The 25,962-nt window shown below is 43.4% G+C and carries 17 protein-coding genes; 4 read left to right on the top strand and 13 right to left on the bottom strand.

All coding sequences use genetic code 11. The features are described 5' to 3' along the window. The first annotated feature begins 21 nt into the window (after positions 1–21). Positions 22–2,397 (top strand): MMPL family transporter, encoded by a 2,376-nt coding sequence (locus NST74_RS07515; protein WP_341111231.1) that lies wholly within the window; start codon positions 22–24, stop codon positions 2,395–2,397. Positions 2,398–2,569: 172 nt separating this feature from the next. On the opposite strand, the gene NST74_RS29940 is transcribed toward NST74_RS07515, so the two are convergent. From NST74_RS29940 to NST74_RS07505, 3 genes are read right to left on the bottom strand one after another with little or no spacing between them, the layout of a single operon-like run. Further along, positions 2,570–2,698 (bottom strand): S-layer homology domain-containing protein, encoded by a 129-nt coding sequence (locus tag NST74_RS29940; protein WP_445668178.1) that lies wholly within the window; start codon positions 2,696–2,698, stop codon positions 2,570–2,572. Beyond that, positions 2,640–2,864 (bottom strand): hypothetical protein, encoded by a 225-nt coding sequence (locus NST74_RS07510; protein WP_445668177.1) that lies wholly within the window; start codon positions 2,862–2,864, stop codon positions 2,640–2,642. Before NST74_RS07510 ends, NST74_RS29940 begins: the two co-directional genes overlap by 59 nt. Beyond that, positions 2,795–4,345 carry a polysaccharide deacetylase family protein gene (locus NST74_RS07505; protein WP_341111229.1) on the bottom strand — a complete coding sequence of 517 codons (1,551 nt, stop codon included), beginning with the start codon at positions 4,343–4,345 and terminating at the stop codon, positions 2,795–2,797. Before NST74_RS07505 ends, NST74_RS07510 begins: the two co-directional genes overlap by 70 nt. 542 nt (positions 4,346–4,887) lie before the next feature. On the opposite strand from NST74_RS07505, the gene NST74_RS07500 reads away from it, so the two are divergent. Further along, on the top strand, positions 4,888–7,542 hold the full coding sequence (locus NST74_RS07500) for a cation-translocating P-type ATPase (protein WP_341111227.1): 2,655 nt from the start codon (positions 4,888–4,890) through the stop codon (positions 7,540–7,542). Between the two features lie 73 nt (positions 7,543–7,615). Here NST74_RS07500 and NST74_RS07495 read toward each other — a convergent pair whose 3' ends face one another. From NST74_RS07495 to NST74_RS07470, 6 genes are all read right to left on the bottom strand, one after another. Next, positions 7,616–8,452: a carbohydrate ABC transporter permease gene (locus tag NST74_RS07495; protein ID WP_341111225.1), complete on the bottom strand. Its 837-nt coding sequence runs from the start codon at positions 8,450–8,452 to the stop codon at positions 7,616–7,618. Then, positions 8,449–9,330: a carbohydrate ABC transporter permease gene (locus NST74_RS07490; RefSeq protein WP_341111223.1), complete on the bottom strand. Its 882-nt coding sequence runs from the start codon at positions 9,328–9,330 to the stop codon at positions 8,449–8,451. Before NST74_RS07490 ends, NST74_RS07495 begins: the two co-directional genes overlap by 4 nt. An 87-nt stretch (positions 9,331–9,417) precedes the next feature. Then, entirely contained in the window at positions 9,418–10,710 is a 1,293-nt protein-coding gene (locus NST74_RS07485) for an ABC transporter substrate-binding protein (protein WP_042125309.1), read from the bottom strand. Positions 10,711–11,006: 296 nt separating this feature from the next. After that, complete coding sequence (locus NST74_RS07480) at positions 11,007–12,584, bottom strand: response regulator transcription factor (protein WP_341111222.1); 1,578 nt, start codon at positions 12,582–12,584, stop codon at positions 11,007–11,009. A gap of 2 nt (positions 12,585–12,586) precedes the next feature. Continuing rightward, complete coding sequence (locus tag NST74_RS07475) at positions 12,587–14,353, bottom strand: sensor histidine kinase (protein ID WP_341111221.1); 1,767 nt, start codon at positions 14,351–14,353, stop codon at positions 12,587–12,589. Between the two features lie 126 nt (positions 14,354–14,479). Next, positions 14,480–16,000, bottom strand: coding sequence for a glycoside hydrolase family 31 protein (locus tag NST74_RS07470; RefSeq protein WP_341111219.1), 1,521 nt, complete (start codon positions 15,998–16,000; stop codon positions 14,480–14,482). Positions 16,001–16,116: 116 nt separating this feature from the next. Between NST74_RS07470 and NST74_RS07465 the strand changes: the two genes are divergently transcribed. Together NST74_RS07465 and NST74_RS07460 are read left to right on the top strand one after the other, a co-directional pair. Next, positions 16,117–16,986 carry an AraC family transcriptional regulator gene (locus NST74_RS07465; protein WP_341111217.1) on the top strand — a complete coding sequence of 290 codons (870 nt, stop codon included), beginning with the start codon at positions 16,117–16,119 and terminating at the stop codon, positions 16,984–16,986. A gap of 247 nt (positions 16,987–17,233) precedes the next feature. Further along, positions 17,234–19,165, top strand: coding sequence for an ATP-dependent DNA helicase (locus NST74_RS07460; protein WP_341111214.1), 1,932 nt, complete (start codon positions 17,234–17,236; stop codon positions 19,163–19,165). A 107-nt stretch (positions 19,166–19,272) separates the two neighbouring features. Here the strand turns inward: NST74_RS07460 and NST74_RS07455 are convergent, their stop codons facing one another. The 4 genes from NST74_RS07455 to NST74_RS07440 form a co-directional block, all read right to left on the bottom strand. Continuing rightward, entirely contained in the window at positions 19,273–20,454 is a 1,182-nt protein-coding gene (locus NST74_RS07455) for a sensor histidine kinase (protein WP_341111213.1), read from the bottom strand. Positions 20,455–21,149: 695 nt separating this feature from the next. After that, a complete protein-coding gene (locus tag NST74_RS07450) occupies positions 21,150–21,815 on the bottom strand; it encodes a YczE/YyaS/YitT family protein (RefSeq protein WP_341111212.1) in 666 nt (221 codons plus the stop codon). Between the two features lie 136 nt (positions 21,816–21,951). Beyond that, the gene (locus NST74_RS07445; protein WP_042125295.1) at positions 21,952–22,134 is read right to left on the bottom strand and encodes a hypothetical protein; all 183 of its coding nucleotides are present in this window, start codon (positions 22,132–22,134) and stop codon (positions 21,952–21,954) included. Between the two features lies 1 nt (position 22,135). Continuing rightward, a complete protein-coding gene (locus NST74_RS07440; RefSeq protein WP_341111210.1) occupies positions 22,136–25,939 on the bottom strand; it encodes a GH32 C-terminal domain-containing protein in 3,804 nt (1,267 codons plus the stop codon). Between the last annotated feature and the right edge of the window lie 23 nt (positions 25,940–25,962).

The following is a 25,962-nucleotide window of genomic DNA, read 5'->3' as shown; positions in this document are numbered from 1 at the left end:
ATACAAAGGAGAAACCATAATATGTCTACATTTCTGTACCGATTGGGCAAATCTGCATATACCAAACCCTGGTATTTCCTTACGGTCTGGATTCTGATTCTCGGTGTTATAGGCGCCCTGCTTGGTGTCAATGGCATCCAATCCAGCTCGGAAATGAAAATTGAAGGCACTGAATCGCAAAAAGTACTGGATATGCTGGTCAAGGAACTTCCAGCGGCTGCTGGCGGTCAGGCGAGCGTCGCCTTCACCGCGCCTGATGGAGAACGGCTAGATACGCCGGAGAGATCAGCACTGATTCTGAAGGCTATAAATGATGTCTACAGCATGGACTATATCATCAATCCTGCTGAACTGGCCGCGCAAGCCGCGGCGGCTGCGGGCCAAGCTGCAGGGGCAGACCCATCAGCAGCTGCCGGTGGCCAAACTGCCGCTGCGGACCCTTCAGCGGCTGCAGGTCAGACAGACGCTTCGGGTCAAGCTAATGCTGCAGCTCAGGCCGCTCCTTACGGGCCACTAATCGTTGATGGTGCTCCGGTTCCAGGCGTCATGCTGTCCGCCGATGGCAGCATCGCCCTGTTCCAATTCCAGTTCACTGTTCAGCAGACCTCACTCCCTTCTTCTGTACCGGATAACGTTATTAAAGCCGTGACCGAAGTAGAGCAGGCTGGCTCCGGTATCACAGCCATTCCGAGTGATTCGCTCAAAAGCACACCGTCCATCGGATCTACGGAAGCGATCGGCGTAGCCGTTGCAGCAGTTGTGCTGTTTATTACACTCGGTTCGATTGTTGCCGCCGGACTGCCGCTGATCACCGCGCTCCTTGGCGTCGCGATTAGCGTCGGCGGTGCTTTTGCTCTTTCGAATATTGTGCACATGAATGACATTACACCCATTCTCGCAGTCATGATCGGTCTGGCTGTCGGCATCGACTACTCCTTATTTATCGTGAACCGGCAGCGGCGCTTAATTCTCGATGAGAATTTAAGTGCCAAGGAAGCAGCAAGCCGAGCAGTCGGCACCGCCGGCAGTGCAGTATTCTTCGCCGGACTGACCGTCATCATCGCCCTTTGCGGCATGTTGGTCATCGGCATCGGCTTCTTGTCAACCATGGCTCTCGTTGCTGCTGTCAGCGTTCTGATCACTGTTCTGTTGGCGCTTACCCTGCTGCCTGCTCTGCTGGGTCTGGTCGGCGAACGGATCTGCACCGCCAAGGCACGTTCAAAGAACGTAGCTTCTGCGAACAAAGCCCATCACGGGTTCTCACACCGCTGGGCGAATGCTACAGTGAAATACCGCTGGGCCATCATTGTTCTAGTTGTATTGGTTCTTGGCACAGCGGCGATTCCAGTATCCAAAATGGAGCTAGGTATTCCGTCTGGCGCTTCGGCAAATCTGGATACTCCAGCACGCCAGAGCTATGACATCATCTCCAAGGGCTTCGGTGAAGGGTTCAACGGTCCGCTATTACTTGTGGCCCAGCCAAACAACCCTTCCGACAAGATTTCAATGCAGACACTTGGCAAGCTGGTTCAAGAACTGCAAATGCATGATAACGTCACGTTGGTGTCCCCAATGGGCGTCAACGCGACCGGAGATATTGCTATTATCAGTCTGATCCCTAAAACCGGCCCTACAGATACAAAGACAAGAGATCTGGTGCAAGATCTGCGCGATCCCGCTTCCAGCCTCGCATCAGCAAATGATGTAACGCTTGGCGTCACCGGCTTCACTGCGATCAACATCGATATGTCCTCCAAGCTATCCGATGCATTTCCCGTGTATATCGGCATCATCGTAATTCTATCCCTAATTATACTGCTGCTTGTTTTCCGGTCGGTCATCGTTCCAATTAAGGCGACGGTAGGCTTCATTCTCAGTGTGCTCGCTACTTTCGGTCTAACTACGGCCGTGTACCAGTGGGGATGGCTTCACTCTCTGTTTGGTTTTGACACAGGAGTCCCACTGCTCAGCTTTATGCCAATTCTGGTCACCGGGATTCTGTACGGACTGGCGATGGATTATCAGGTATTCCTCGTCAGCTCCATGCGTGAGGCTTACGTCCACGGACGTCGTGGCAACGACAGTATCATTCATGGCTACGATCTCGCCAGCCGCGTCGTACTTGCCGCAGGCGTAATCATGGTTTCCGTCTTCGCTGGCTTCATCTTCGCACCTGATGCGATGATCAAGCAGATCGGATTCGCGCTGGCCCTTGGCATCCTGATCGATGCTTTCATCATCCGCATGACGCTCGTTCCGGCGGTAATGGCCGTCTTCGGCGACAAAGCCTGGTGGCTTCCGAAATGGCTTGACCGTCTGCTTCCGAACCTCGACGTCGAGGGCGATAAGCTAATCGCCATGCTCAATGCCAAGGGAGAAGGTAAGGACGGCCATTAATCCGTCCTCCCAATCCTCAAATGCATTGTAATTCCCACTGAAGCCAGCTACTATTGATCGATAAACAAGAACAGCGATTCTCCAAGGATGGGAGAATCGCTGTTTTCTGTCGTTTACGGTTTTTTTGATATTTCTTGTAAGCGCCTATAAAGACTTTCTCTCTAAGTTAAGCCTACATTTTCCAAATGCGATACAAGATTACTGCCGCTTCAGCACGGGTAAGCGTATCGTTTGGTGCAATCCTATCGTTCTTTCCGTTCACAACTCCGGCTTTGATCAACAATAATGCTGTCTTTCGCATAGCTGGAGATACTGGCTTCATCCAGATAAACATTTAAAGCTCCGCTCGCTTTGACCTGTTTACCGGATGCCGCCAGCGCGCGAGTTGTCAGCACCATCATATCTTGACGGGAGATATCAGTGTTTGGTCTGAACGTATCATCTGCAAAACCTGTAACGGTTCCCAGTTTCTTCGCGATGACAAGTTCATCATAATAATAGTCCGACTTTTAGACATCGCCCTGCCCTCTACCTTCAAAGCGTATGAACCACCATCCGTATGATTCGCCTCGTTGGATACGGTCAGCGTTTCAGTACCTGCTCTACCTACAAAACCGCCTGCTTTTTGATCCTCAAAAGTAACGGTGGTAAAAGGTAACGCCGGTTCTCTAGTTGGCTCTTCTGTAGTGACCTGTTCGGTAATCAATAGATCACCGATGTAGAATGAAACCTCTTTTCCGCTTGCATTTGATTGAATACGTAGTTTCGTATTTTTGCTCGTATCTACAATAAATTTCCCACTTAAGGTGATTGCTTTACCAGCTTCATAATTCGCGCTTGCAACAACGTCATAGCTGTCTATGCTTTGTAAATAAGCTTGGGCACCGCTAGGCATCGCTATATCAGCATCAACATAAACGGATGCGGTTACGGTATAAGTCTTACCGTTTACAAGCTTCATCCCGCTGTAATCGAAATCATCCGCATCCCAGTCATTAGCTCTGTTGCTAACGTATAATGCTGTGCCGTCCTCATTACCCGCAAAAACCTTGTTCGTGACTGTCGTCAAGTTTGCGTTCCCTGATTGTGTAGCAACTCCCTTACCATTCGAAAAGGATTCGTGATAAACGGTTACGGAAGTAGAAGGTGCTGTCGTATCAGGTGCAGGTCCACCAATCCAATTCGTAATGTCGGATAATGTTGTACCCATTTGTACGTAATAACGTCCACTAGCATGGTCCCCTTGATTCGGATAACCTACTTTAAAGGAGTACTTAATGCCATTCGCCGCAGCTGCAGCCTGAACATCGGAATTGAAGTCCCCATAAGGAGCCAAAAGAATAGGATCTTTATTCGTGATTTGTTTAAGATAATTATTGGCCTCAGCTAATTCTGCGGAAGCTTCCGTCTTTGTCATAGTCTTCCATACACCTTCTGCATGGTTAACCGTATGATTCTGGATACTGATATTCGGGTGGTTGGTTGCCAAATCTTGAAGCTGTGATTGCGACATGCTATAACCTTTACCGATCCATCCAGTGACAATAAATGCAACTGCATTCATATCATATTGATCCAATACCGGAAGAGCTTTGGTAACAAAGCCAGGTGTCCCGTCATCGAAAGTGAGTAAAATCGGTTTGGCAGGAGCTGCTTCGACACCGGCTTTAATGTTCACATATTGATCTGCAGTCAATGTATTATAGCCGTTATCATTAAGATATTTCATAGTGCTCTTGAATTTATCTACGCTTGTATCTGTCCATTCATTCGTCGCTGTATCGACAATACGATGATACAATAGTACAGGAATTTCAGAAGTCGCTGCTTCCGTAACCGGAGCAAACAAACCTGACGGTATAAGTACCGCGATTGCGAGTAAGATCGAGATGACTTGTTTAAGCATTTTGTTCATTTGCAGCATTCCTCTTATTTTGGTCTTTAGCATTAGCGAATTCTACAATTCCTTGTAACAGCCCTCAATCCGGTCTAAAAATCATAAAATACGAAACAGCGTTACCCCTTTACACTCATTGCAGAAACATCTTGTCTTGGTATTAATCGCCTCCATATGTAAGCGCTTATATTTATACTCACATTATTTTACCTTCCGATTCTATCCACATCTATACGATACTAAAAGTGTTCCCCCCCATAATCATAGGAAAACACACCCAAGATCCAGGAATTCCCTAAGGCTTCCATGTAATAAGACTTCTTCATAGGTAATCCAATACTGTTCATTAAAAAGATTTCACAATATAGACGATTACGAATGATCTTTTTTTAGATATGCGCATACTAAGCTCGATATTATGAAACTTGCTCCGGGTTAAATCGTAAGTTTGAAGATAGGTCCTGAAGTCTACTGATTTGACGAACTGATATACCATACTTGTGTAGAACACGCAGTTATGTGCACTTATGCAGTAAATCGAAGCTTATGAGACCTAAACAAACACACAGCACAGCAGAGAGGAGCTATCATTAGTGGAGTATTACCGCAATAGTGTAACAGACAGTTTAAAGGAACTGCAGAGTTCCGCTAACGGGCTTTCGTCGGCAGAAGTCGACAAACGACTGGAACGTGATGGTTACAATGAATTAAAAGGGAAGAAAAAAGATCCCCTCTGGAAGCTTTTTCTTGAAAATTTCAAGGACCCTATGGTGGTCGTACTGCTTATTGCGGCCATTGTCCAGATTGTTATGGGTCAAGTTATGGAGTCGCTTATCATTTTCCTCGTGTTGATTCTCAATGCAGTTATAAGTGTCATCCAAACCCGTAAAGCGGAGAGTTCACTTGATGCCCTGCAGCAGATGTCGGCACCCGAGGCTAAAGTGTTACGGGATGGAGCCTTAAAAACCGTCCCTGCCAGAGAGCTTGTTCGCGGTGATATCGTATTACTGGAGGCTGGAGATTTTGTGCCTGCCGACGGCCGTATCATAGAATCGGGAAGCTTGAAGATCAATGAAGGCATGCTGACCGGAGAATCCGAAGCTGTAGAGAAGCATACGGATACCATTGCGAAGGAATCTCCACTCGGAGACCGTCGTAATATGGCGTTTAGCGGTTCTTTGGTTGTATATGGCCGTGGAACTCTTGTAGTAACAGGAACTGCACTGACAACCGAAATCGGCAAAATCGCTGAACTCATTGAGAGCGCCGAAGCCAAGCAGACGCCACTACAGCGTAAGCTCGAAACCTTTAGCAAGCAGTTGGGCGTAGCGATTATCATCCTGTCCGTTTTGATCTTTGCCATCCAAGCCGGACGTGTTTGGCTGTCGAATGATACAGTGGATACCACGGAAGCCATCCTGAATGCCCTAATGTTTGCAGTCGCTGTGGCAGTCGCCGCTATTCCTGAAGCTTTATCCTCGATCGTAACCATTGTCTTATCCGTAGGTACGAACAAAATGGCTAAGCAACATGCGATTATTCGTAAGCTCCCTGCCGTCGAAGCACTTGGATCAACCAGTGTCATCTGTACGGACAAAACCGGTACTCTGACCCAAAATAAAATGACGGTTGTAGATTACTTTTTACCGGAAGGCGATCGTGATCAATTCAATCGAGAGCCCGAAGAATGGTCTGAGGAAGCCCGGCGCCTCCTACACATTGCCGTGCTTTGTAACGACTCTAACATTAATGAGGATGGTAAAGAATTAGGCGATCCAACTGAGGTGGCGCTTATTGCCTTCAGTAACAGCATGAACAAAGATTACAAGGAAATACGCGACAATTTCCCACGCGAAGCTGAACTTCCTTTTGACTCGGATCGCAAGCTGATGACGACCTTACACACTTTTAACGGACAAAAAGCAATGATCACCAAAGGCGGACCGGATGTACTCTTTAGTCTTTGTACGCATGTACTACTAAGTGGACAAGAAGTGCCGATGACTCCGGAAGTTCTTGATCGTTTCATTGAAGCCAATGAGGAATTCTCCAGCAGAGCACTACGTGTACTTGCCTATGCTTACAAAACTGTACCCAATACGGTCACTGAAGTCGGGCTGGAGGATGAACAAAACCTGGTACTCGTAGGTTTGACAGCTATGATTGATCCCCCTCGGGAAGCTGTCTATGGTGCGATCGAAGAATCTAAGAAGGCTGGAATTCGGACCATCATGATTACTGGTGATCATAAGACAACCGCACAAGCGATTGGACGCGATATCGGCCTGATGACCGAAAAAGAAATTGCCGTAACCGGTCAAGAGCTCGATGCCATGTCTGACGAAGAACTGGATAATAAGCTTGAGCAGATTGGTGTATACGCCCGAGTCTCCCCGGAGAACAAGATCAGAATTGTCCGTGCGTGGCAGCGAAAAGGCAAAATTACAGCCATGACCGGTGATGGCGTAAATGACGCACCTGCCTTGAAGCAAGCAGATATCGGTGTTGCTATGGGCAGTGGAACCGATGTTGCTAAAGATGCGGCTGCCATGATTTTGACCGATGATAATTTTGTATCCATTGTGAATGCTGTGTCTGTAGGCAGAACGGTATTCGACAATATCAAAAAAGCGATCGCCTATTTATTTTCAGGTAACCTGGGTGCGATTATCGCCATACTCTTTGCCCTGATTTTCGACTGGATTAATCCCTTCACGGCGATTCAGCTTCTATTTATCAACCTGGCGAATGATTCTCTCCCAGCCATTGCGCTTGGTATGGAGAAACCTGAACCTAATGTGATGAACAGAAATCCAAGAGAACTCAAGGAAGGTATATTTGCCGGAGGAATGATGCAGGCTATTATTACCCGTGGTCTACTGATTGGTATAGCCGTAATTGTATCCTTGTATATCGGACTCCAGCAATCCCCTGATATGGGCGTGGCTATGGCGTTCACAACCCTGATCCTGTCTCGTACACTTCAGACCTTTGCCGCCCGCTCGAACAGTCAAACCGCTATTGAAGCTGGCTTGTTCAGCAACAAATACGTCATCGGAGCTGTTCTGGTCTGCTTTGCCTTTTATGGCATTGCGGTTCTGCCTGGGGTTAGAGAAATTTTCTCGATTCCGGCTTCGTTCGGAATGTCCGATTGGCTGATTGCTAGTGGTCTGGCACTCGGCGCCGTCATCCTAATGGAATTGACGAAGGTTATTCGTAGAGCGTTTACTCCTAAATCAGCTTCTTAATCACAATTGACCGAAAAGACAGAACAGCGATTCTCCAAGGATGGAAGATCGCTGTTCTTCTGTCGTTTATAACTTATCCTTTCACCGCACCAGCGACAACACCGTCGATGATGCTCTTCTGCATAATCAGGAAGAAGATAACCAAAGGCAGAGTGGCCAACACTAGCATTGGGAAAAAGGAGGTCCAATCCGTAGAAAACGGACCGACGTTCTTATATACCTCTTGCAGCAGTACCGCTTTGTTCGGATCTTGGAGGAACAGAAGCGGCGTCAGAAAGTCATTCCAGATTGCCAAGGCATCTAAAATTGCCACAGTGGAAACGATGGGTTTTAGTAATGGAAATATAATGCTCCAGAACGTACGGAAAGTTCCATATCCATCAATAGCCGCTGCTTCCTCCAGTTCTATTGGTACGGTATAAATAAAACCCCTGAACAAAAAGATGGATAATGGCAAATTGATGCAGAAAACATCAATTAGTATGATGCCGGGAAAAGTATTCATGAGATTCATTCCCGAAATGATTTTATACAGAGGGATAATCGCAATTTGAAAAGGAATAATCAACCCGACCATAAATATCGAAAACATCCATTTAAAAATTTTCCGGTCACTTCTAGCGATTACATAAGCGGCCATAGAAGAGATTAAAATAATAATAATGACAGAACACACGGTAATTAACAGATTGTTTGATACTGCTCTCGGATAATCCATAGCGCTGTATGCCTTACTATAATTGCTAAAGTTCAGTGACTTGGGAAGCCCAAGCGGGCTTGCTGTGGCTTCTGCCGGTGTCTTAAACGTAGTGATCAGCAAATAATAAATCGGAAGAAATACAACCGCTCCAGCCAACAGATACATTATATAAGTAAACGAAGATCGTAATTTTCTATTCTTGATTTTCATGAAATTCTCTCCTCCCATTTATTCAAGAAGAAGGTAACCACTTTGGATAGGGTAAATACAATGACAAAGAATACCACAGCAAATGCCGAAGCGTACGCAGTTCGTCCTGAACTGAACCCTTCCCGAATCAATGTTGTCATGATGGTCTCCGTAGCAGAACCAGGTCCCCCTTTAGTCATAGCAAATACCACATCAAATACCTTCACTCCTCCGATCAGACTCATCAAAATATTAAATGAGGCAGCAGGATACAGCAGTGGAAGCGTAATCGTTCTAAAGGTTTGAAGCTTGCTGGCGCCGTCGATATTGGCCGCTTCATAAAGGGAAGAATCAATGCTTTTCAAATTGGCGATATAAATAACCATACTCCAACCTGTCCATTGCCATACCTGAGTCGACAGTACAGAATAGAGTGCAATTTTACCGTTTCCTAGCCAATTGACAGGATGACCTCCAAAAAACTGAATGATATTGTTTAACAATCCGTAATCTGCAGAGGTCATTATGTATTGGAACAAAAACCCTACGACCAATACACTTAACACTGCCGGAAAAAAGAAAATGGATTTGACGAGATTGGTGACAAATCCTGTTTTATTAAGCAGCGTTGCGAATAGAATCGCCAGGATATTCTGGATGATCGTGATCACTAACGCATAATTTACAGAGTTTTTGATCGCTGTAATATTTTTGGTATCATGAAATAATTTCACATAATTATCTAGGCCAATAAGGCTGAAATTGGGCTTATACACCGACCAATTCGTTACACTATACCCAAAGCTCATGAGTGTCGGCACAATAAAAAGTATTGTAAAACCAATAAAGGCAGGAAGGATCATCATAAGAAAAACCCGATCTCTATGTTTGATATTCAAGTGGTGTCTCTCCTTTCTATGTCTACCCTAGAGAAAAGGCCGGTGAGCTATATAGCAGCCGGCTTTATCCCCTGTAGCTTTCTCTTGTTATTTCAACGAATCACGCATCGTCTGATTCACTTGATCCGCATCTTCAAGCGCTTGCTTCACAGTTTTGGTCCCAGCAAGTACTTCTTGTAGCGATTTCCCGTAAGCTTCTACAATCGGATTCCCTGAATCCCATGCCGCTGTCCAAGGAGCGTATACGTTTCCTGCCTTAAAAGCCTCTTTAGCATCCGCATAAATCTCTCCGAGATCCACATCTACTCCCTTAAGGAAAGAGCTCCCGGCATTATCTTTAATTAATGCTTGCTGCGCCTCTGGTGTTGCAGTAAGTTCGAGAATCTGAAGCGCTTCGGCTTTATGCTTCGTGTTCGCGTTAATGGCAAAAGCTGATCCAGGTCCACCTACTAACCAGCCTGGACCTTCATTAGAGCCCGGGATGGGGAACATGCCAAGTTCAAAATCCGGGCTTTTTTCCAGAATGGTGCTCACTGCCCACGGACCGCTTTCCCACATAGCCGCTTTACCTGTAGCGAACTCATCCAGTGCCTGATCATAGCTCAGTCCCAGCATATCCGGCTTAAGAATACCTTCTTTGATCATACGCGACCAGTTTTCTACATAAGGTTCCCATGTCTCCGCAAGGCTCGCTTCCCCTTTATTAAATTTCTCATCGAAGCCCTTATTACTCGGATTTGAATAATAATCATTATTTACAAGACCAATGCTTTGCTTCATCATTGGCTCCCAAGATTGAGCTCCCATGGTTTGAGGCTTAATTCCCTTAGCCGCTAAATCCTTCTGAATTTCAATGAATTGGTCGAAGTTTTTTGGAATTTGAATCCCGTTATCGTTAAATATTTTCTTATTGTAGAAAATCCCTTCGTACCAGCTTTGTAACGGGGTCGCATAAACCTTACCTTCAACAGAATAAGGAGTCAGACCCGCATCTGCATATTTGGACACAAAGCTTTCGCTCGTCAAATCCATCAAATAACCTGCTTTGGCAAGCAATCGGGCTTCTCCGCCCAATTCAATAATGTCTGGGCCTTCACCTGCTTGCAGTTGAGTGTTTAAAACATTATTAAAATTATCGAGCGCGACAAATTGAAATTCTACTTTGATGTTGGGAAGCTTTTCTTGCAGCATCTTCAAATAGGTTGCTCTTGATGCTTCCGAGTTGTAGCCCATTATCCGGATCGAAACTTGCCCCTCTGTTTTAGTTCCCTGGTCTGAGGATGCAGTCGCATTTTCTGTTTGATTGCTTTTGCTGCAGCCTGCCACCATAGCCATCGGCATTGCAAAAGCCAGCAGCAGAGGCATCCATTTCTTGTTCATTATTGTGTTTCCCCCTTTAATTTGATTGAAAGTGTTTACATGATTATGATAAAACGTTCTCTCTTCGCATAAAAGAAAGCGTATTCCGTACTTATGGCAATAAATTAAGGAGTTTGATTTTTAGTTGAGCGAATTTCTCCCCTACTTGTAAACGATTGCAAATATATTACGATTAAAGAAATAAATTATGTAATTTATTAAGATCGGCATCCTAAATCACAAAAGCCTACCCCCATCTGCACTACCGGAGGGTAAGCCTTTTATCAATGTTTTATAGGTTTCAACAGACAGACTCTTTATGACTTAATTGCCGCACGATATTCATTCGGTGTCTGACCGGTGGATTTCTTGAATAATTTAGAAAAATAGCTTGGGTTATCATACCCGACCATATACGCAATTTCGTAGCTCTTATACGCTGTCGTTCGCAGTAGTTCCTTGGATTTACTAACCCGAATATCCGTCAAATAAGCCCATAAATTTTTTCCTGTTTTTTGTTTAAATAAATAACTAAAGTAGTTTTTACTAACTGCCAGTTCAGTACATATTTCTTCCAAAGATAAATTGCGGTTGTAGTTTTCACTCAAATAGCGGATAGCTGTTTCAACCAATTGACCGTATTGAGATCTCGCTGGTTGAAGATGATTTCCCTGGAGAAGCTGAATGATCCGATTCAAAAAGCGGCTTATTTCGTTCGCAGTGGACATATCCGATATATCCTTATAACTCAAGTTGAGGATTTCATGATGCTCTTCAGATAGCTTGTTTTCTTCGACTAATTTTTCTCGTATCGCACAGAAAACCGTATAGTAGAAATCAATAAACAAGTGCAGATATTCCGGATTGGATTTGCATGATAACATCAGTACTTCTTCTACAATACATGCCACATCCTCCGATTCGTTATTGTTTAAGGCATCGGTCAGCTGCTTAATATAGACCAAAAAATCCGTTTGCTGTATATATTCTTCTATTATATTGTAGCCGTAACCCAGGATCGGCTCATCCCTGACGTAGGCACTGTAACGGATAAGAGAAGTAAGGTGTCGATATAGCTCTGGCAATTCATCAAACCGGGTTCCTTGCGGACTAAAGCAGACATTAATGTCTCTGTGAATTTCATTTTTAAATAAAGTGATCATTTTCAAAGCACACTTCTGCAGATCCTCCTGCGAGCAGTTTCCACTGAGAATGGCTGTCCAGGAATAGTCGCTATAAGGGAACAGCATACATTGCCCAAACTCTTTAATCACCGAGGACATCCGTTCCATAATAAAAGGCATTTGTGCGTCCAATTGCATGCCGCCTTCAATATAATCATTAATAGATTGATCCTTAAGGATAAAGTTAAATAAGCAGTAACTTTCGAAATTGACCTCCAGCTTTCCAGCACTTTTTCCTGCGGCTAGCGGATTAGCACCCGAATTCATATAATGGTAAATCGCCAATTTATGATGCTCCATTTGCTTTTTCAGCGCATCTTTTTCAGCTGCTTTTTTATCTTCTATCTTGGCAACGATTTTTTTCAGTGTCTGCTCCAGCTCATATTCATCTACCGGCTTTAAAATATAATTGCAACAACCGAGTTCCATCGCATTTTTAACATAATCAAAATCAGCAAAAGCACTGATTAAAATAAATTCAGCCTCCGGATTCATAAGCTTCGCTTTTTTAATAAAATCGAGTCCATTCAATCCTGGCATCCTTATATCTGTAATAATGATATTGGGATTCACACGGTAAAAAAGTTCCAAAGCTTCAATACCGTTCTCTGCTGTTCCACTGATGCTAATGCCGAGCCCATGCCAATCCAAAATACTTTCCATCATTTTAACGGACAAATTCTCATCATCTACAATAATTGCTGTCAGCATATTCATCCTCTTCCTGCTTTGGGTATCGTAATAACAATGGTTGTATTTATGCCGCCCTTCGATAACATTTTCACTTCTGCTTGTGATCCAAAACAGCTTTTCAGCCTTTGATTTAGATTTAATAGTCCGATACTTTTGCTTTGTGTATAGGTATCCCGGCTGGATAGCATCTCATTAATACGCTCCATGTCCGCAATCTCAATAGAATTGCCGTTATTTGTAACGGATATATAAATTTCATCTCCATCATCTTCTGCCGATACGAAAATGGAGCCTTCCTTCCGGTTCTCAAAGCCATGCTCGATTGCATTTTCAACCAGAGGCTGAATCATCAGTTTTGGCACCAAGAAATGTTCCAGCTGTTCATCACAATGTGCATCAAAAATAATCAGATCGTTAAAGCGTATATTTTGCAGGGCGATATAATTTTCGGTGTATTCAAACTCCTGTTTTAGCCCTACCATTTCATAAGGGTTATAAACCGAATACGACAAGATTTTACCGAGCAGCGTCGTTGCACGAGAGATGGAATGATTATCCCCCGTTACTGCCATTGCTTTTATCGACTGAAGCACGTTATTCAAGAAATGAGGATTGATCTGATGCTGAAGCGCTTTCAGCTGCTCACCCGCTAATCTTGTTTGCTCTTCTACAATCTCATCCGTTAAATGGTTGATGCTTTTGAGCATATAGTCAGCCGTTTCAGCAATCAAATTCACTTCTTTGCTCTTGGAATATTTAAAAGTGATATCTCTGCGCCCCGATGCAATTTGATTAAATCGTTGCAACAAGCTCTGCATAGGGTTTAGGATGGATCGCGAAATCATCACAGACAAAATAATGACGCCTATGCAAGCGGTTACGATAATCGTTATAACCACTTTGGAAGTATTCGATTTCATTTCCTCCATTTCCGTAAGCGGCATGATCCCAAGAATGGACCAACCCGAAACAAGAGATGGCTCATTGATAATGAGGTATGATACGGAATCACTGCCGGATTTAGAAATAATAAATGATTTTTCATTCTTTTTTAGATGCTTGGCAACTTCATTCTTTTGAAACGTGGAAAGATTGCTGTTGTTAGCAAATTGAATAGGTGTAGTCCCATCATAAATAGCGATTTCCACATTATCTTCGCCGCTCTTATCAGAGATAATCGGATTATGATTAAAGTCTGTCATTAAAAAGGTATGGGTTGCACTGTATTGATTACCATTGATGATTGGCATAATCACCGACACGGTTTGATGGTTTGCATGATCCAGCAGATAGTCGGATGAATGAAAGTTGGTAAAATGAATGGGTTTGTCTACATTTAATGCAGATTTGACGAACCATTCCTGTTGGTCGAAGCGATATCCCCTGACCGGAGAGCTGCCATAGTAATACAAATATTCATAATTATCGCCAATCACCAAGGCATTCGTAATCGTGCCAAGAACATCGAGCTGTTTGATTTTGGAGTCGACATTACGTTGATTATAGAGTTCGACCGAGTAATCAATTTCATCAATGCTGTTGCGATAAGTAACAGCCTTAATAATATCCGGATCACTGGCTACAATTTTGGACACGGAAATAATCTGTGTTAAATAATTATCAATTAATAAGATATTTGCCTTAACCACTTTATTCATAGAATCATAGCTTTGTTTCTGATAACTGGATAAGTTGTATCTTAGAATCAAACTGCCAAAGACGACGATCAGAACACTAAAAACAACCGAAAAGGAAATGATCATCTGCTGGCGCAAGGAGAATTTCACTTCTTTAGCCTCCACTGCTGTAAGTTGAGTACTTATCTTTGAATCGAATAAATTATAACAACATTTAATAAAGGTTGCCTATATATTAAAAAAGCCGCAAATAATGCGGCTTTTGAAGGAACGATATTAACGCTTTCTGTAGTAAGGCAGTCTGCTGAGAGGCACATCAATTTGCTTAGTCGAAGGACCCTCCACAATGCTGCCGTCATCACCATCCCAAGTGCCTGCCGGGAACGCCACAACCCGCGTTCTCATTCCTTTTGTAATAACAGGGGCGACGAGTAAGAAGCTTCCGAGCATAAATTGATCCTGTATAGTCTCAAAGCTTGCTTCAGGGAATTCATAAGCCATATGGCGTACGATAGGTTCACCCGTTAAGGAGGATTGTCTGGCCAGCTCTAGAATCTCCTGACCAAACTGCGAATGAAGTTGTGCGGCCTCAACGCAGTATCGTAAATGATCTTCATCCAAAATACGCCAAGGCGCAGCAGAAAACTGCATCATCGGGAATAATGCCGAGCACTGGGCTGAGCGTACCACTAACTCCTGATCTAATTCAGCCGAAGTAAAGCTCAGGAATTCACCTCCTCCGATCATATCAGGACAAGTATAGGCATAGCCTAGCAGCCCTTGCGCTAAGCCGTCCGGAATTAACGTGTCCAGTCCGTTCCCCTGCCAGTCATGAATCTTATCCTTCAACCTCTGTACAAGCGGCTGACCTGCGAGCTTCCAGCAGGCGCGGTATTCATTCAGTTCGTATTTTAATCCGACCCTGGCCCATGCTTCACTTTGACCGCTGCCGCTTGTCGGCACATAACAACAATCATCCGATTCATAGAACTCTACATCACCGGCATCCAGCTTGAAGCCATCAATTCCATACTCGCGCTGAAGATTATCCAACTGTTCTTGTATCCAGATGACGGCTTGGGGGTTGGTGCAGTCGAGCACCGCACTGTTCCCGTTCCACCATTTTCGAATGGCATTCTCTCCCTCGCGATCCTTCAACAGGTAGCCCGTAAATTCAAGTTCACGGAAAGTAAGAGAATCAGGACTAATAAAGGGACATACCCATAGCATCACTTTAAAGCCCATAGCGTGAAGCTCCTCCACCATCCCCTTCGGATCAGGAAAGCGACCGGAATGAAAAGTCCAGGTACCATACGGCTCATGCCAGTTATCATCGATCATGATCACACCCGGAGGCATACCATGCTTTATAACCTCCTTGGCATATTGTAATACTTTGTCCTGTGTGGGCTCGTAGAGGAGTTCAATCCAAAGATTGTACTGCGGAGCCGTAAATAGCAATTTTTCCGGGATGCTAGGTACAGGCGGGAAGAAGGTACGGGAGACATATTGGAATACTTCTTTCAAGGCTCCATGACCTTCCCCTGTAATTAATTCTCCTTTCCCTTCCACCAAAAGACTTCCTTGTTCAAATCGAAATGCAAACGGCTCTTCACTCCAAATGAACCTTCCCTTGTTAGAGATCAATAGTGGAGAAGCTTGATTGGCTTTATGACTGGTAGTCAGATCTGCACTAAATAGTGCCGTACCGTATGGCATATTTGTCCCGTCTGCCACCCGTCCTCCCCACCAGTGCTCATCCAAAAGCAAATTGAGTATGAGATTATGATTTGACATATGTATTCACTCCTTTATCTAACCTGATCTTACCGTTCAAGGATTCGCAAGACAATCTAAATGTTGTGCGCTACAATATAACAAAATTGACTTTTTTAATAAGGAAGGAAACGCTAATGATTGAGCCTTTATCTTATGCATTTCGAAATGACGATACATCGATCTTGACACTAGATTCTATAGGATGGCAGAAGATCAGGAGCCCCGATTACAGCTTTTCAGGTGATACACGCCCCGATTCCGGCCATGTCATTTTTCAATACACACTCAGTGGTCAGGGATATATTGAACTAGAACAGCACTCAATTCCTTTGCCCAAAGGTTCGGGATTTCTAGTCAAAATTCCAAGCAAGCACCGATATTATTATGTAGAACAGGCAGAGCCTTGGGAGATTCTATGGCTTAATATTCGCGGAGCAGAAGCTAATCGAATCTGGGATTTAGTAATAGAACAAGAAGGCCACATCCTTCAAAGAGAATCTAACTCCCCTCTAATACAAGGTTTATGGGAACTGTTGAGGGTAATTTCGGAAGAGAAAGTAACAGACAAGTTTTTGTTATCTGCCGAAGTGTATAACTGGATGCTTACATTAGTAAAAACGAGCGGGGAAATGCGTAAGGAGATAAGCGCAAATTCAATCACGCTGATTCAGCGGGCTAAAACCTATCTGAAAGAGAATTATGCATTGCCTGTAACCTTGGATATACTTTCCGACTATTGCGGAGTAAACAAATATCACTTATGCAGGTTGTTTCAAAAATCGGAGCAGACCTCTCCTCTCGCTTATCTTAGAGATCGACGAATGGAGGCTGCCATAGCATTGCTACGGACTACAGATTTACCTGTGCAGGAGGTTGGGCAACGCTGCGGCTTCGAAAGTCCAAGTTATTTTGGTAAAGTCTTTCGGGAATACATGTCGATGACACCAAAAGAATATCGGATGAAGAAGCTAGAGTTTCCTTATGATGCTATTTATTATGAATAGAATATTCAACAGGCTCTTGCCTACGTAGCAGAGGATACATGCATCATTCTATATTCTGACACTTGACTGTTAGCGCTTCATCTATGATAATTACAACCTCACCAAAAAACCAAAAAAACTAAAATTAGGAAGAACATTGATTTGAAAAGGGGCGGTCGTCATTAGCTGGTTAAGTGATCTCTATAAATTACAGAAGCAGGAGCTAAAAAAGGATATCGAGCCCTCTTTAGTCAATGCCATCTTTCGAATGTATGATAGATTTCCCAGGATTGGACTTAAAGAGCGAATCGGCCAGCAGGATATGTCTCTAGATATCGCTGATGCCTACATTCATGGTCGAAACGCGATGATTGAAGCTGGAGTCGGCATCGGAAAGTCCTTTGCATACCTCATTCCCAGCTTGCTTATTAACCAAATCTCTAGGCAACCAATCATTATTGCAACATCCTCCATACAGCTTTCAGAACAGATACATAAGGATCTGAGATTCATCGGAAGCCGGCTCGGATTTACTTCTGTTCGCTCCGTAGTCGGAAAAGGCATGGGGCAATATGCTTGCCGGTACAGAGCAGCAGAATTGTTCAAGACTGATGATTTAAGCTCCCCTCTATCTACACTTGCCCAGCGTATTTTGAATTACGAAATTGATGAGAGAGCAGATATTAAAGGCGGGGTTACGGATGCAGTATGGTCTAACGTTTGTGTGAATGATTGCAAATTTGAACGTTGCCATTATAAAAGTACATGTTCATTCTATGAGATGAGAGCGAAGATTAACGCTAACGCCAGCGACATGGATTTTATTATCGTCAACCAGGACCTGCTCATCCGTGATTTGATCAAGAAAAAAGAGGGAACAAAGGGTTTAATCACTGAACGGCCAGCTCTGATCGTAATTGATGAAGCTCATAATCTGGAAGCAAAGGTTAGAGATGCAAGAACGCTTGAGTTTACATTCCGGGGAACCTGCCGCATGCTGGATGACGCCTTACAAATTCTCTTCAAGCAATCCGCAGATACGGATCTAATGTCACAATTCAAATTTTTAAAAAGATGTGTTGGTCATATATTCAAACAAGTTGAGGCGGATTTGCTGCAAACAGCCAAGCAAGACAATGACCGCATAAAAGTGTCGGAGATAACCGGAATTTCCTTAAGACGAGCGGCGCAGGTTCTAAAAGAGGTTAATCTCAGCGTTTCCGTCTTAACTTCCAAGCATGAGCGGGAGATCGACAATATTTTTGAAGCCATAAACGGACTTATAGACCTCTTTGATGTCCTCTCCGGAGTGGAGGATAACTACCTGATTTGGGCAAGTAATACCCAGCGGGAAGCTACCATTAGTATCTGTCCTAAAGGTATAAGCAAGTTTCTGAAATATACCTTATTTAACGGGAAGACATCTGTTATCTTAACATCAGCAACGATGTGCCAGACCGGCGAAACACTAGAGGAGCAATATGCATATCTGACGCAATCCCTCGGTTACAAAGGAGATTATATGGAGCGTCAGGCTTCACCGTTTGATTATGACAACCACACCATGATGTATATTGCCAAGGACATCCCATACTATAACCATCAGAACCGGGAAAGTTATCTTGAAGCGGCATACAAGGAAATGCTAAGACTCTGTAATTTAACGGACGGGCGGACATTGGTCCTTTTTTCAGCTAAAGAGGATATGAAGTACATTCATAATAAGTTAAGCTCCGAGAAGCTTGCATGGGCGGTGCATGTCCAAAGAGAAGGATCGTCCCAGGACGGGGTGATCGCTGAATTCCGGGGAAGTAAGGGCGTCCTTCTAAGTACCGGTGTATTCTGGGAAGGCGTGAATATCGAAGGTTCCGATTTGTCGCAGTTAATTATTTTCCGACTGCCCTTCCCGGTTCCTTCCGATCCTGTCTATGAACATAAGGCATCTTTAGCAGAGAATCCCTTAAAAGATGTTTTTGTACCGGACATGCTGCTTCGCTTAAGACAAGGAACCGGGCGTCTGATCCGTAGTGAAACTGACCTCGGAGTACTCAGCATACTTGATTCCCGTCTGTCCACTGCCGCCAAAAAGGATTACCGGGAAAAGGTACTGGGATCTTTGCCATTTAAAAAAGTTACCGAGGACTTTGGGGTGCTGGAGAAGTTTGTAAAGGAAAAAGAGATACAACTTAGTGACAAGTAGAACCGACTGTATCGTCTTCCAAGGGACGCGTATGCTTCGGAATTAGCGATAAATATAAGGAATAAGCCTGACGGGCTTCTGCGCCAGGCTTGTTTCTGTTCGTAATCTCAAATGTGATAATCATTTACCCAAGGCAAAATAACCATCACGCTGGTACCTACCTGAACCTCTGAATCCACCTTAATTTGCCCCCCGTACATTTCTATTAATTGCTTGCAGATCGATAATCCAATTCCTGTCCCTTTTTGCTTGGTTGTAAAGAAAGGATCAAATATTCGGTTTAATTTATCCTGTGAAATTCCTTCTCCATTGTCTTTAAAAATAAGAATAATTTCGTTAGTCTCAGAATCGGTCGTAACTGTAATGTCTATTCTGCCTCTAAACGCTGTGAATGAATCTATACTATTTTTTAAAATATTCAGGATTACCTGCTCAAGTTGGGAGGCGTTTCCATACGTTAGTACTTTTTCTAGAGAATAATCCACGGAAAGAATGATATTATCACTAAGTATGAGTTGGTTTACGATGTTATTAACTCTATGTATAACCTCCATAATATTAAATACCACGACGTTATTCTTCGCACTATCACCTTTTCGAGCCAGTACTAGGAAGTCCGTGACTAATCTATTCAGAGCATCAATCTCATTGATGGTTATATCCAGATACGCACGCAATTCATCCGCCTTGATCTCCGGTTCATATAGCCTGTTATTTACAAGCTGAGCAAAACCTTTTATTGAAGCAAGCGGATTCCGTATTTCATGTGCCATCCCTGCTGCCATTTGTCCCATCAGAGCAATTTTTTGTTCATGTAAGTTGTCAATCTGTTGATTTTTATTAGACAGATAACCCTGTGCAAAGCCAGTAAACCGGATCCAGTTGCATTCCATTAAACGATTATAAAAAAACAATCGAATCGTAGATTCATCTTCCATTTCTTCAATGATTTTAAACATAATACCCTGAGCGGTTAAGTTTAAGTCCTTGCTCATTTCAAGTAAGATATCAAAATGATCACCGAATATTTCTGCAGTATAAACGCCTTGCTCAAACCCCTCTTTTTCTAGTATGTTTAGGTACTGGCCGTAATCAAAGGAATCCAAGAACAGTGCTTCTACCATACTCATTAATATCATACTAAATGTCGAATCTAACATTTCCTTTTGTGTCTCTACAAACCAGGCGGATTCGATATTTTTCATAGTTATAGAATGATAATGCCTGTCTAAAATGATTGGAACAGCTAGGGTTAATGACGAACGTAATTCCTTTTCTCTGTATGACATTTTCATCCTCCCTCTTTGTTGTTTTGTATTCAATACATATGTATATTTTCCTGCTTCAAAAAACACAGTAAATCATTATGGCTCACTTAATCATCATTTTAATTCAAATTTTAAATATATATATTCTATAAAAATGTAAGACACCCCAAACCATTCAGCCTATTAAAAAAAGGGAACCGCTCAGGCGGCTCCCTTTTTGGATAACAAGACATGGGACAACAGATTTATGGCATGATGTTTCTGGAAGAGTCGACATCTATTTAAGGATTAAGAGTAGACTCTATGTGCTATCAAAAAAAAGCATTTGATCATAGATCAAGTGCTTTTAGCGTTGTTCTTAAATTATTCAAACAGATCATCCACGGAACGGATAGGCTTCACATCCATCGATTCCTTCGATGCGGCTAGATTGAAATACACACCTACCCAGATGATTGCACATAAAACGATAACTCCTCATCACCACCTATAACAAAACGATTCTAAAAAGGATTCATTTTGTAAGAGCCGGTTTCGGATTCTCCGAGTACGTTAGCATTACTAGATTAGGGACATGAATGCGTTTGCAGAAAACCTGCAGTGAGAGTATTCCCTGCTTATTCCCTTGCTCCGCCTAGCACCAAGCGAAGGTGCTGTCTCCACTTATAATCTATGAAATATATCTACCTGATGTTACCCTGCCACACTTCATTATGTTAAGTCAGCGAAACTGAATCGTTATTCGCTTTTGGACCCTTTTTTGCCAGAAGCTTTTCCGTAAAATGCACATCAAAAAAATGAATGATGGGCCCTAGACCTAACATGGAGACTAGAGTTCCCAAACCTATAACGCCTCCTGACAGGAAACAAATCAAAGCACAAAGAGCATCTGTAAACATCCGATGCCAAAAATATGAGATTTTCGGTAATTTAGTTTTCATTATCAGGGACAAGCTGTCAAAGGGAGCTACTCCCACATCCGATTTCTGATACATGGATACCCCAAAACTACATACCACTACGCCAATGGCCACAGTGATTACCCTCTGCCAAAACAGCTGAGGTTCGCCCAACAGATGTAGCCAGGTACTATGAAAGAATGTAGCTATGTAGCCTAGAAAAATTGCATTTACGAAAGTACCGGCTCCGATAAGCTTTCGTCCTGTGATAAATTGTATTACAAACAATACCAGGTTCAGTAAGATTAGAAAATTTGCATATACGATACCGCTGGACGCTGCAAGTGCCATCACCATCCCACTGAAGGGATCGTTTCCCATACCTGACAGCTTAAAAATACTGATTCCCATGCCCAGAAATACATTGCCCATAACCATAATGATCAATCGTTTTGTATCTACTTTATTAATATTCCACTTCATATGGTCCATCCTATTTTCATATTATAGATCTATTTTCCACAAAACAACGACACAAATTCAACAGCTAGAGCTTACTCCTTCCTTCTGTATTCACCAATATACTATCATACCCGTGTATGAAATAGCATTGAGGTAGTTAATTTTTACCACACTGATTCTCTAGGTTGAAATCTATACGTTTCATACTGGAGACAACCTCTTGGCTCTGGAATAGATCGGCTTTCTGCTGCATGAACTCACATCTGTCTGGGCTGCTTCGGCTATAAAAAAGAAGAGCCGCCAATCTTAACAGCTCTTCCATTACTTCTATCATACTCATGTTAATTCGTAATTACCCATTTTTGTCGATCAAGGGTAGGATCTAGCTCACTTAGAGACAGTCTCGTTCCATCCGCTGATACTTCCAGCGCTTTTTTATGATGAGCAGAAATAATACTTATGGTACCATCATCATTCTTTTGAAGAATCCAACGCTGATTGTTATATCCGAGATAATGGTACAACTGAATTTTATTTTGCCCTGTGTCCAGATCAAGGGCCTGACCGGCCGTTGTACGAATGGAATAGGATCCTAAATCGTCCCCCGTCGGCACGAATACCCACTTCTGATCCGTAGAATCATTCGCATCCTTCAGAGCAACAGCTTCACCATTTACAAGATTTGCTGTATAGAGAGATTTCTGTAGTTCTGCATTTACTAGACTGGATGTGGTCAGATTGGCAGGTGCTTCTCCGCTCACGTTAACGTTTTGATATGAAACCGATCCGCCAAATACATGTAGTCCAAAGCGTCCTTCTGCAAATGTGCCATCCTGCAGGTCGATCACTTTCTGTCCGTCCATATATACCACAATATGTGGGCCATTTGCTTCGATTTTCACTTTATAGGTTCGACCCGGCTGAATGAACGTCGGAACTTTCGCCAGAACTTGACGCTCTTCAAAACGGCCGTCAATTTTATAAAACAGTCGAATGGACTTCATATTCGGATCTAGATTTAAGTAGTATCCGCTGCGTCCATCTTCGCTGGCACGGAACAACACAGAGCCTGCTCCCCCGGATTTTCCTAACATCATCTCTGCTTCATAAGTAAAGTTCCCTACCTGCTTCTCTGCGATATAATTCGCGTCACTAAAGTAATTTCCACGAATTCCATTTTCACTAATGACCCAGGAGGCTGCTGATAGATCTTTAATCCACCCACTTAAGTTCGTATGGAATTCACCGCCAGATACCTTAACTAATACGCTGGCTGATGTCTTCCCATTTGGAGTAGAAACAGTAATGATAGACTCGCCTTCTTTTTTGCCTAGAATGGTTGCCTGTGAGTTATCTACCACGTTTAGTTCAACCACATCCTTGTTACTGGAATTCCATTTAAGCGGCTGTGCCCCATTACCTGTGCCATGCTCTACCATTGCCAAAAGTGTGTCGCTTTCCCCCTTGCTCAGTTCACGATCACTTGTATCCATCATTATCTTGGTAGCTGAGCCGGACTCCTGATTCCATACAGAACCTAACTGATTAACTGTCAAAGATACGACTTTTACGTTGCCTCCTTTGGTGTAAAAGCTCAAAGCTCTGCTGGCTGGATCCGGAAAAATGACATCAGAGAAAACGACTTTACCGTTGTTACCAAAAACCTCAACAGAAGATTCGTCTACAAGGATACGCAGCTTAACACGCTTGTTCTCCATTTGCATTGGTGCTTCATGTCTTGTACTAAATAGACTCGAAAAATCCGTCAAACCAGATGCAGCCCGATCCACGAAAATCTGACTCTCACTAGGACTATATCCAACAACCGTTTTCTGACTTCCCCCTACACGAACGTTAAAGCCAAATTCACTTGCCTGACTACCTGCAGGAATTTCCACTTCAGCTTCAATCTCGTATGCACCAGAAGTAACACCTTTCAGTAGATTCTGAGAAGAAGGACTTACCTCTTTGTTAGCAGTATAATATAGCTGACTACGCAGCGATTGGAGCTCCTTGATTGGGCTTTGAGCCAGCTGAATCCCATCTTTAGTCGTTACTAATGAGACTTCTCTTGGGATTGACAGTACCCCTTTCCAATTGGTTGTTGGGAAAGCAAACGGATAGTCCCAGTTTGTCATCCACGCCATCATTACGCTGCGATGATCCGGCATGTTAGAAAAAGACATTGATGCGTAGAATTCTTTTCCAAAATCAGTTCGCAATACTTTCCCTGCCGGATTATCATTAACGAATTTACCTTCCGCTGTTAAATGACCCACAAAATATTCAGCATCTGATCCGCCTGTTTTTGAATTCGCTCCTGTACTAATTATCAGGACCCACTTCTTCTGTGATGTTCCGTCTACCGAAAGCTGAAGCAAATCTGGACATTCCCATACACCGCCGCGAACATAGTCCCCGTATCCCCAGCTATCTGTCAGAGTCCAATCAAGTAGATTCGTTGAAGTAAAGAAACGAATATGATCTCCACCGGATACAACCATTACCCACCTGTTATTGTCGTTATCACGAATCACTTTCGGATCACGGAAATCCCAACCTCCAGGCTCATCTCCATTATCGCCGGGATTTCCGATAACAATTGGACGTTCCTTGGAATATTCCCAAGTACGGCCTTGGTCCTTGCTGTATGCAAGGCCGATACGCTGATTCCCATTCGGGCCATCGGGATTATAGGAAGTGTAGTAGGCAATTAGCCCCTTACCTCCTGAATCCCCGAACAAACCTGATGCATTCGTCAAATCTGCCACAGCCGATCCAGACCAGACATGCCCATGATCATTCCACGGTAGCGCAATCGGAAGCCGCTTCCAGTTCAGCATATCTTTGCTGACGGAATGTGCCCATGTGCCTCCGTCCTGATGGAATAGATGATATTCTCCTTCGAAGTAGACCAGTCCATTTGGATCACTTGCAGAACCACGAATTGGCGTATAGTGATATTGAGGACGATATTTTTCATTATAATAACTGCTAGCCTCCGTCACATAGGTATCCTGGAAGTAAGCCGTTCCCTGTTTAACGACGATTCCTGCATATCCATCGGTGTAGGTTTTATCTGTTAGATCTATTGCAGCCGGGGTGTATCCGTCTAAGAAGACCTGAATTCTGTTTCCATTTGCCTTTATCTCTACATGATGTTTTGCTCCCGTCTGACTTGGATAGGTATGCTGCGAACTTGCAATGGTTGTTCCATTAGCTTTCGTCAAACTTACACGAACCTGATTTCCTTCCTTTATAAGGGTAGCTTCATATCCCTTTGATCCATCAGCGGATGAACGAAAGGCGAGCGATGCAACAGAATCAGGATGAAGAGATACATTTCCTTCATATACAAAATCAGCAGCTTGTTTGTTATACACTTGCTGTGACTTACTTTGGTTTATTGCCGTTCCTTTTTTGCCGCTGATATTAGGCTCCCATTGTCCTTTATTTGTAACCATGGCGCCAAGATTTCCTCTCAGATCACTCACGATAATGTTTTGGAACAAAACAGAACCATCCCATACATTGAGTCCTAGCTTACCAGTACGATACGTATAATTCTGAACCTCAATCACAGGTTTATATGCATTATCCCAATACACTTTCAGCGATGAACCCTCTGCTTTCACTTTGAGATGATAGATCTCTCCTTCCCTCACAGTAACCTTCCGCTCTTCTTTTAATTTGCCTTCACCATCCCTTGCATCTCGTAAGCGAATCATACCTGCATTCGGTACGATTTGGAGCATATAGGAACCCCAGCCATCTTCATTAGAACGGAACAATAAGGTCGCGTCAGCTTTCATATCCTTGATCATGACATCAGCTTCATAGATAAAATCCTCTGACACCGTTTCGGAGATTGCCATTACATTTTCTTTTGGATCGGAAGTCAGTAACATCCCTTCAACCGTATCTGCCAACTTCCCTTTTCCTTTTATTTGCCAACCTGTCAAATTCGTATTGGCATTGGTTACGCTTTCAAAAATAGAAAGTCCCTCCTTAGCTCGTTTGCTTACCTCCTGTTCAGCGAGCGCAGCCCACCCAGTGCCGGGATTTGCTATATAAATGCCTGCTGAAGTCATAACAAGCCCTGTTGCCATAAGAAAGCCTAATGCGACTTTTCCTTTATTTTTCATCTTCTTTGCCCTCATTTTCTATC

It is taken from the genome of Paenibacillus sp. FSL F4-0125, from assembly GCF_038008565.1.
Lineage (GTDB): Bacteria > Bacillota > Bacilli > Paenibacillales > Paenibacillaceae > Paenibacillus_AQ.
The sequence above is the reverse complement of the archived record's forward strand: the minus strand, read 5'-3'. Positions and strand labels throughout refer to the sequence as shown.

Bases quoted from the DNA above. Each gene is read 5' to 3' on its own strand.
- NST74_RS07515 (WP_341111231.1), top strand. From the start codon at position 22: ATGTCTACATTTCTGTACCGATTGGGCAAATCTGCATATACCAAACCC.
- NST74_RS29940 (WP_445668178.1), bottom strand. From the start codon at position 2,698: ATGCGAAAGACAGCATTATTGTTGATCAAAGCCGGAGTTGTGAACGGA.
- NST74_RS07505 (WP_341111229.1), bottom strand. From the start codon at position 4,345: ATGCTAAAGACCAAAATAAGAGGAATGCTGCAAATGAACAAAATGCTT.
- NST74_RS07495 (WP_341111225.1), bottom strand. From the start codon at position 8,452: ATGAAAATCAAGAATAGAAAATTACGATCTTCGTTTACTTATATAATG.
- NST74_RS07485 (WP_042125309.1), bottom strand. From the start codon at position 10,710: ATGAACAAGAAATGGATGCCTCTGCTGCTGGCTTTTGCAATGCCGATG.
- NST74_RS07480 (WP_341111222.1), bottom strand. From the start codon at position 12,584: ATGCTGACAGCAATTATTGTAGATGATGAGAATTTGTCCGTTAAAATG.
- NST74_RS07470 (WP_341111219.1), bottom strand. From the start codon at position 16,000: ATGTCAAATCATAATCTCATACTCAATTTGCTTTTGGATGAGCACTGG.
- NST74_RS07465 (WP_341111217.1), top strand. From the start codon at position 16,117: ATGATTGAGCCTTTATCTTATGCATTTCGAAATGACGATACATCGATC.
- NST74_RS07460 (WP_341111214.1), top strand. From the start codon at position 17,234: ATGTATGATAGATTTCCCAGGATTGGACTTAAAGAGCGAATCGGCCAG.
- NST74_RS07455 (WP_341111213.1), bottom strand. From the start codon at position 20,454: ATGTCATACAGAGAAAAGGAATTACGTTCGTCATTAACCCTAGCTGTT.
- NST74_RS07450 (WP_341111212.1), bottom strand. From the start codon at position 21,815: ATGAAGTGGAATATTAATAAAGTAGATACAAAACGATTGATCATTATG.
- NST74_RS07445 (WP_042125295.1), bottom strand. From the start codon at position 22,134: ATGAGTATGATAGAAGTAATGGAAGAGCTGTTAAGATTGGCGGCTCTT.
- NST74_RS07440 (WP_341111210.1), bottom strand. From the start codon at position 25,939: ATGAAAAATAAAGGAAAAGTCGCATTAGGCTTTCTTATGGCAACAGGG.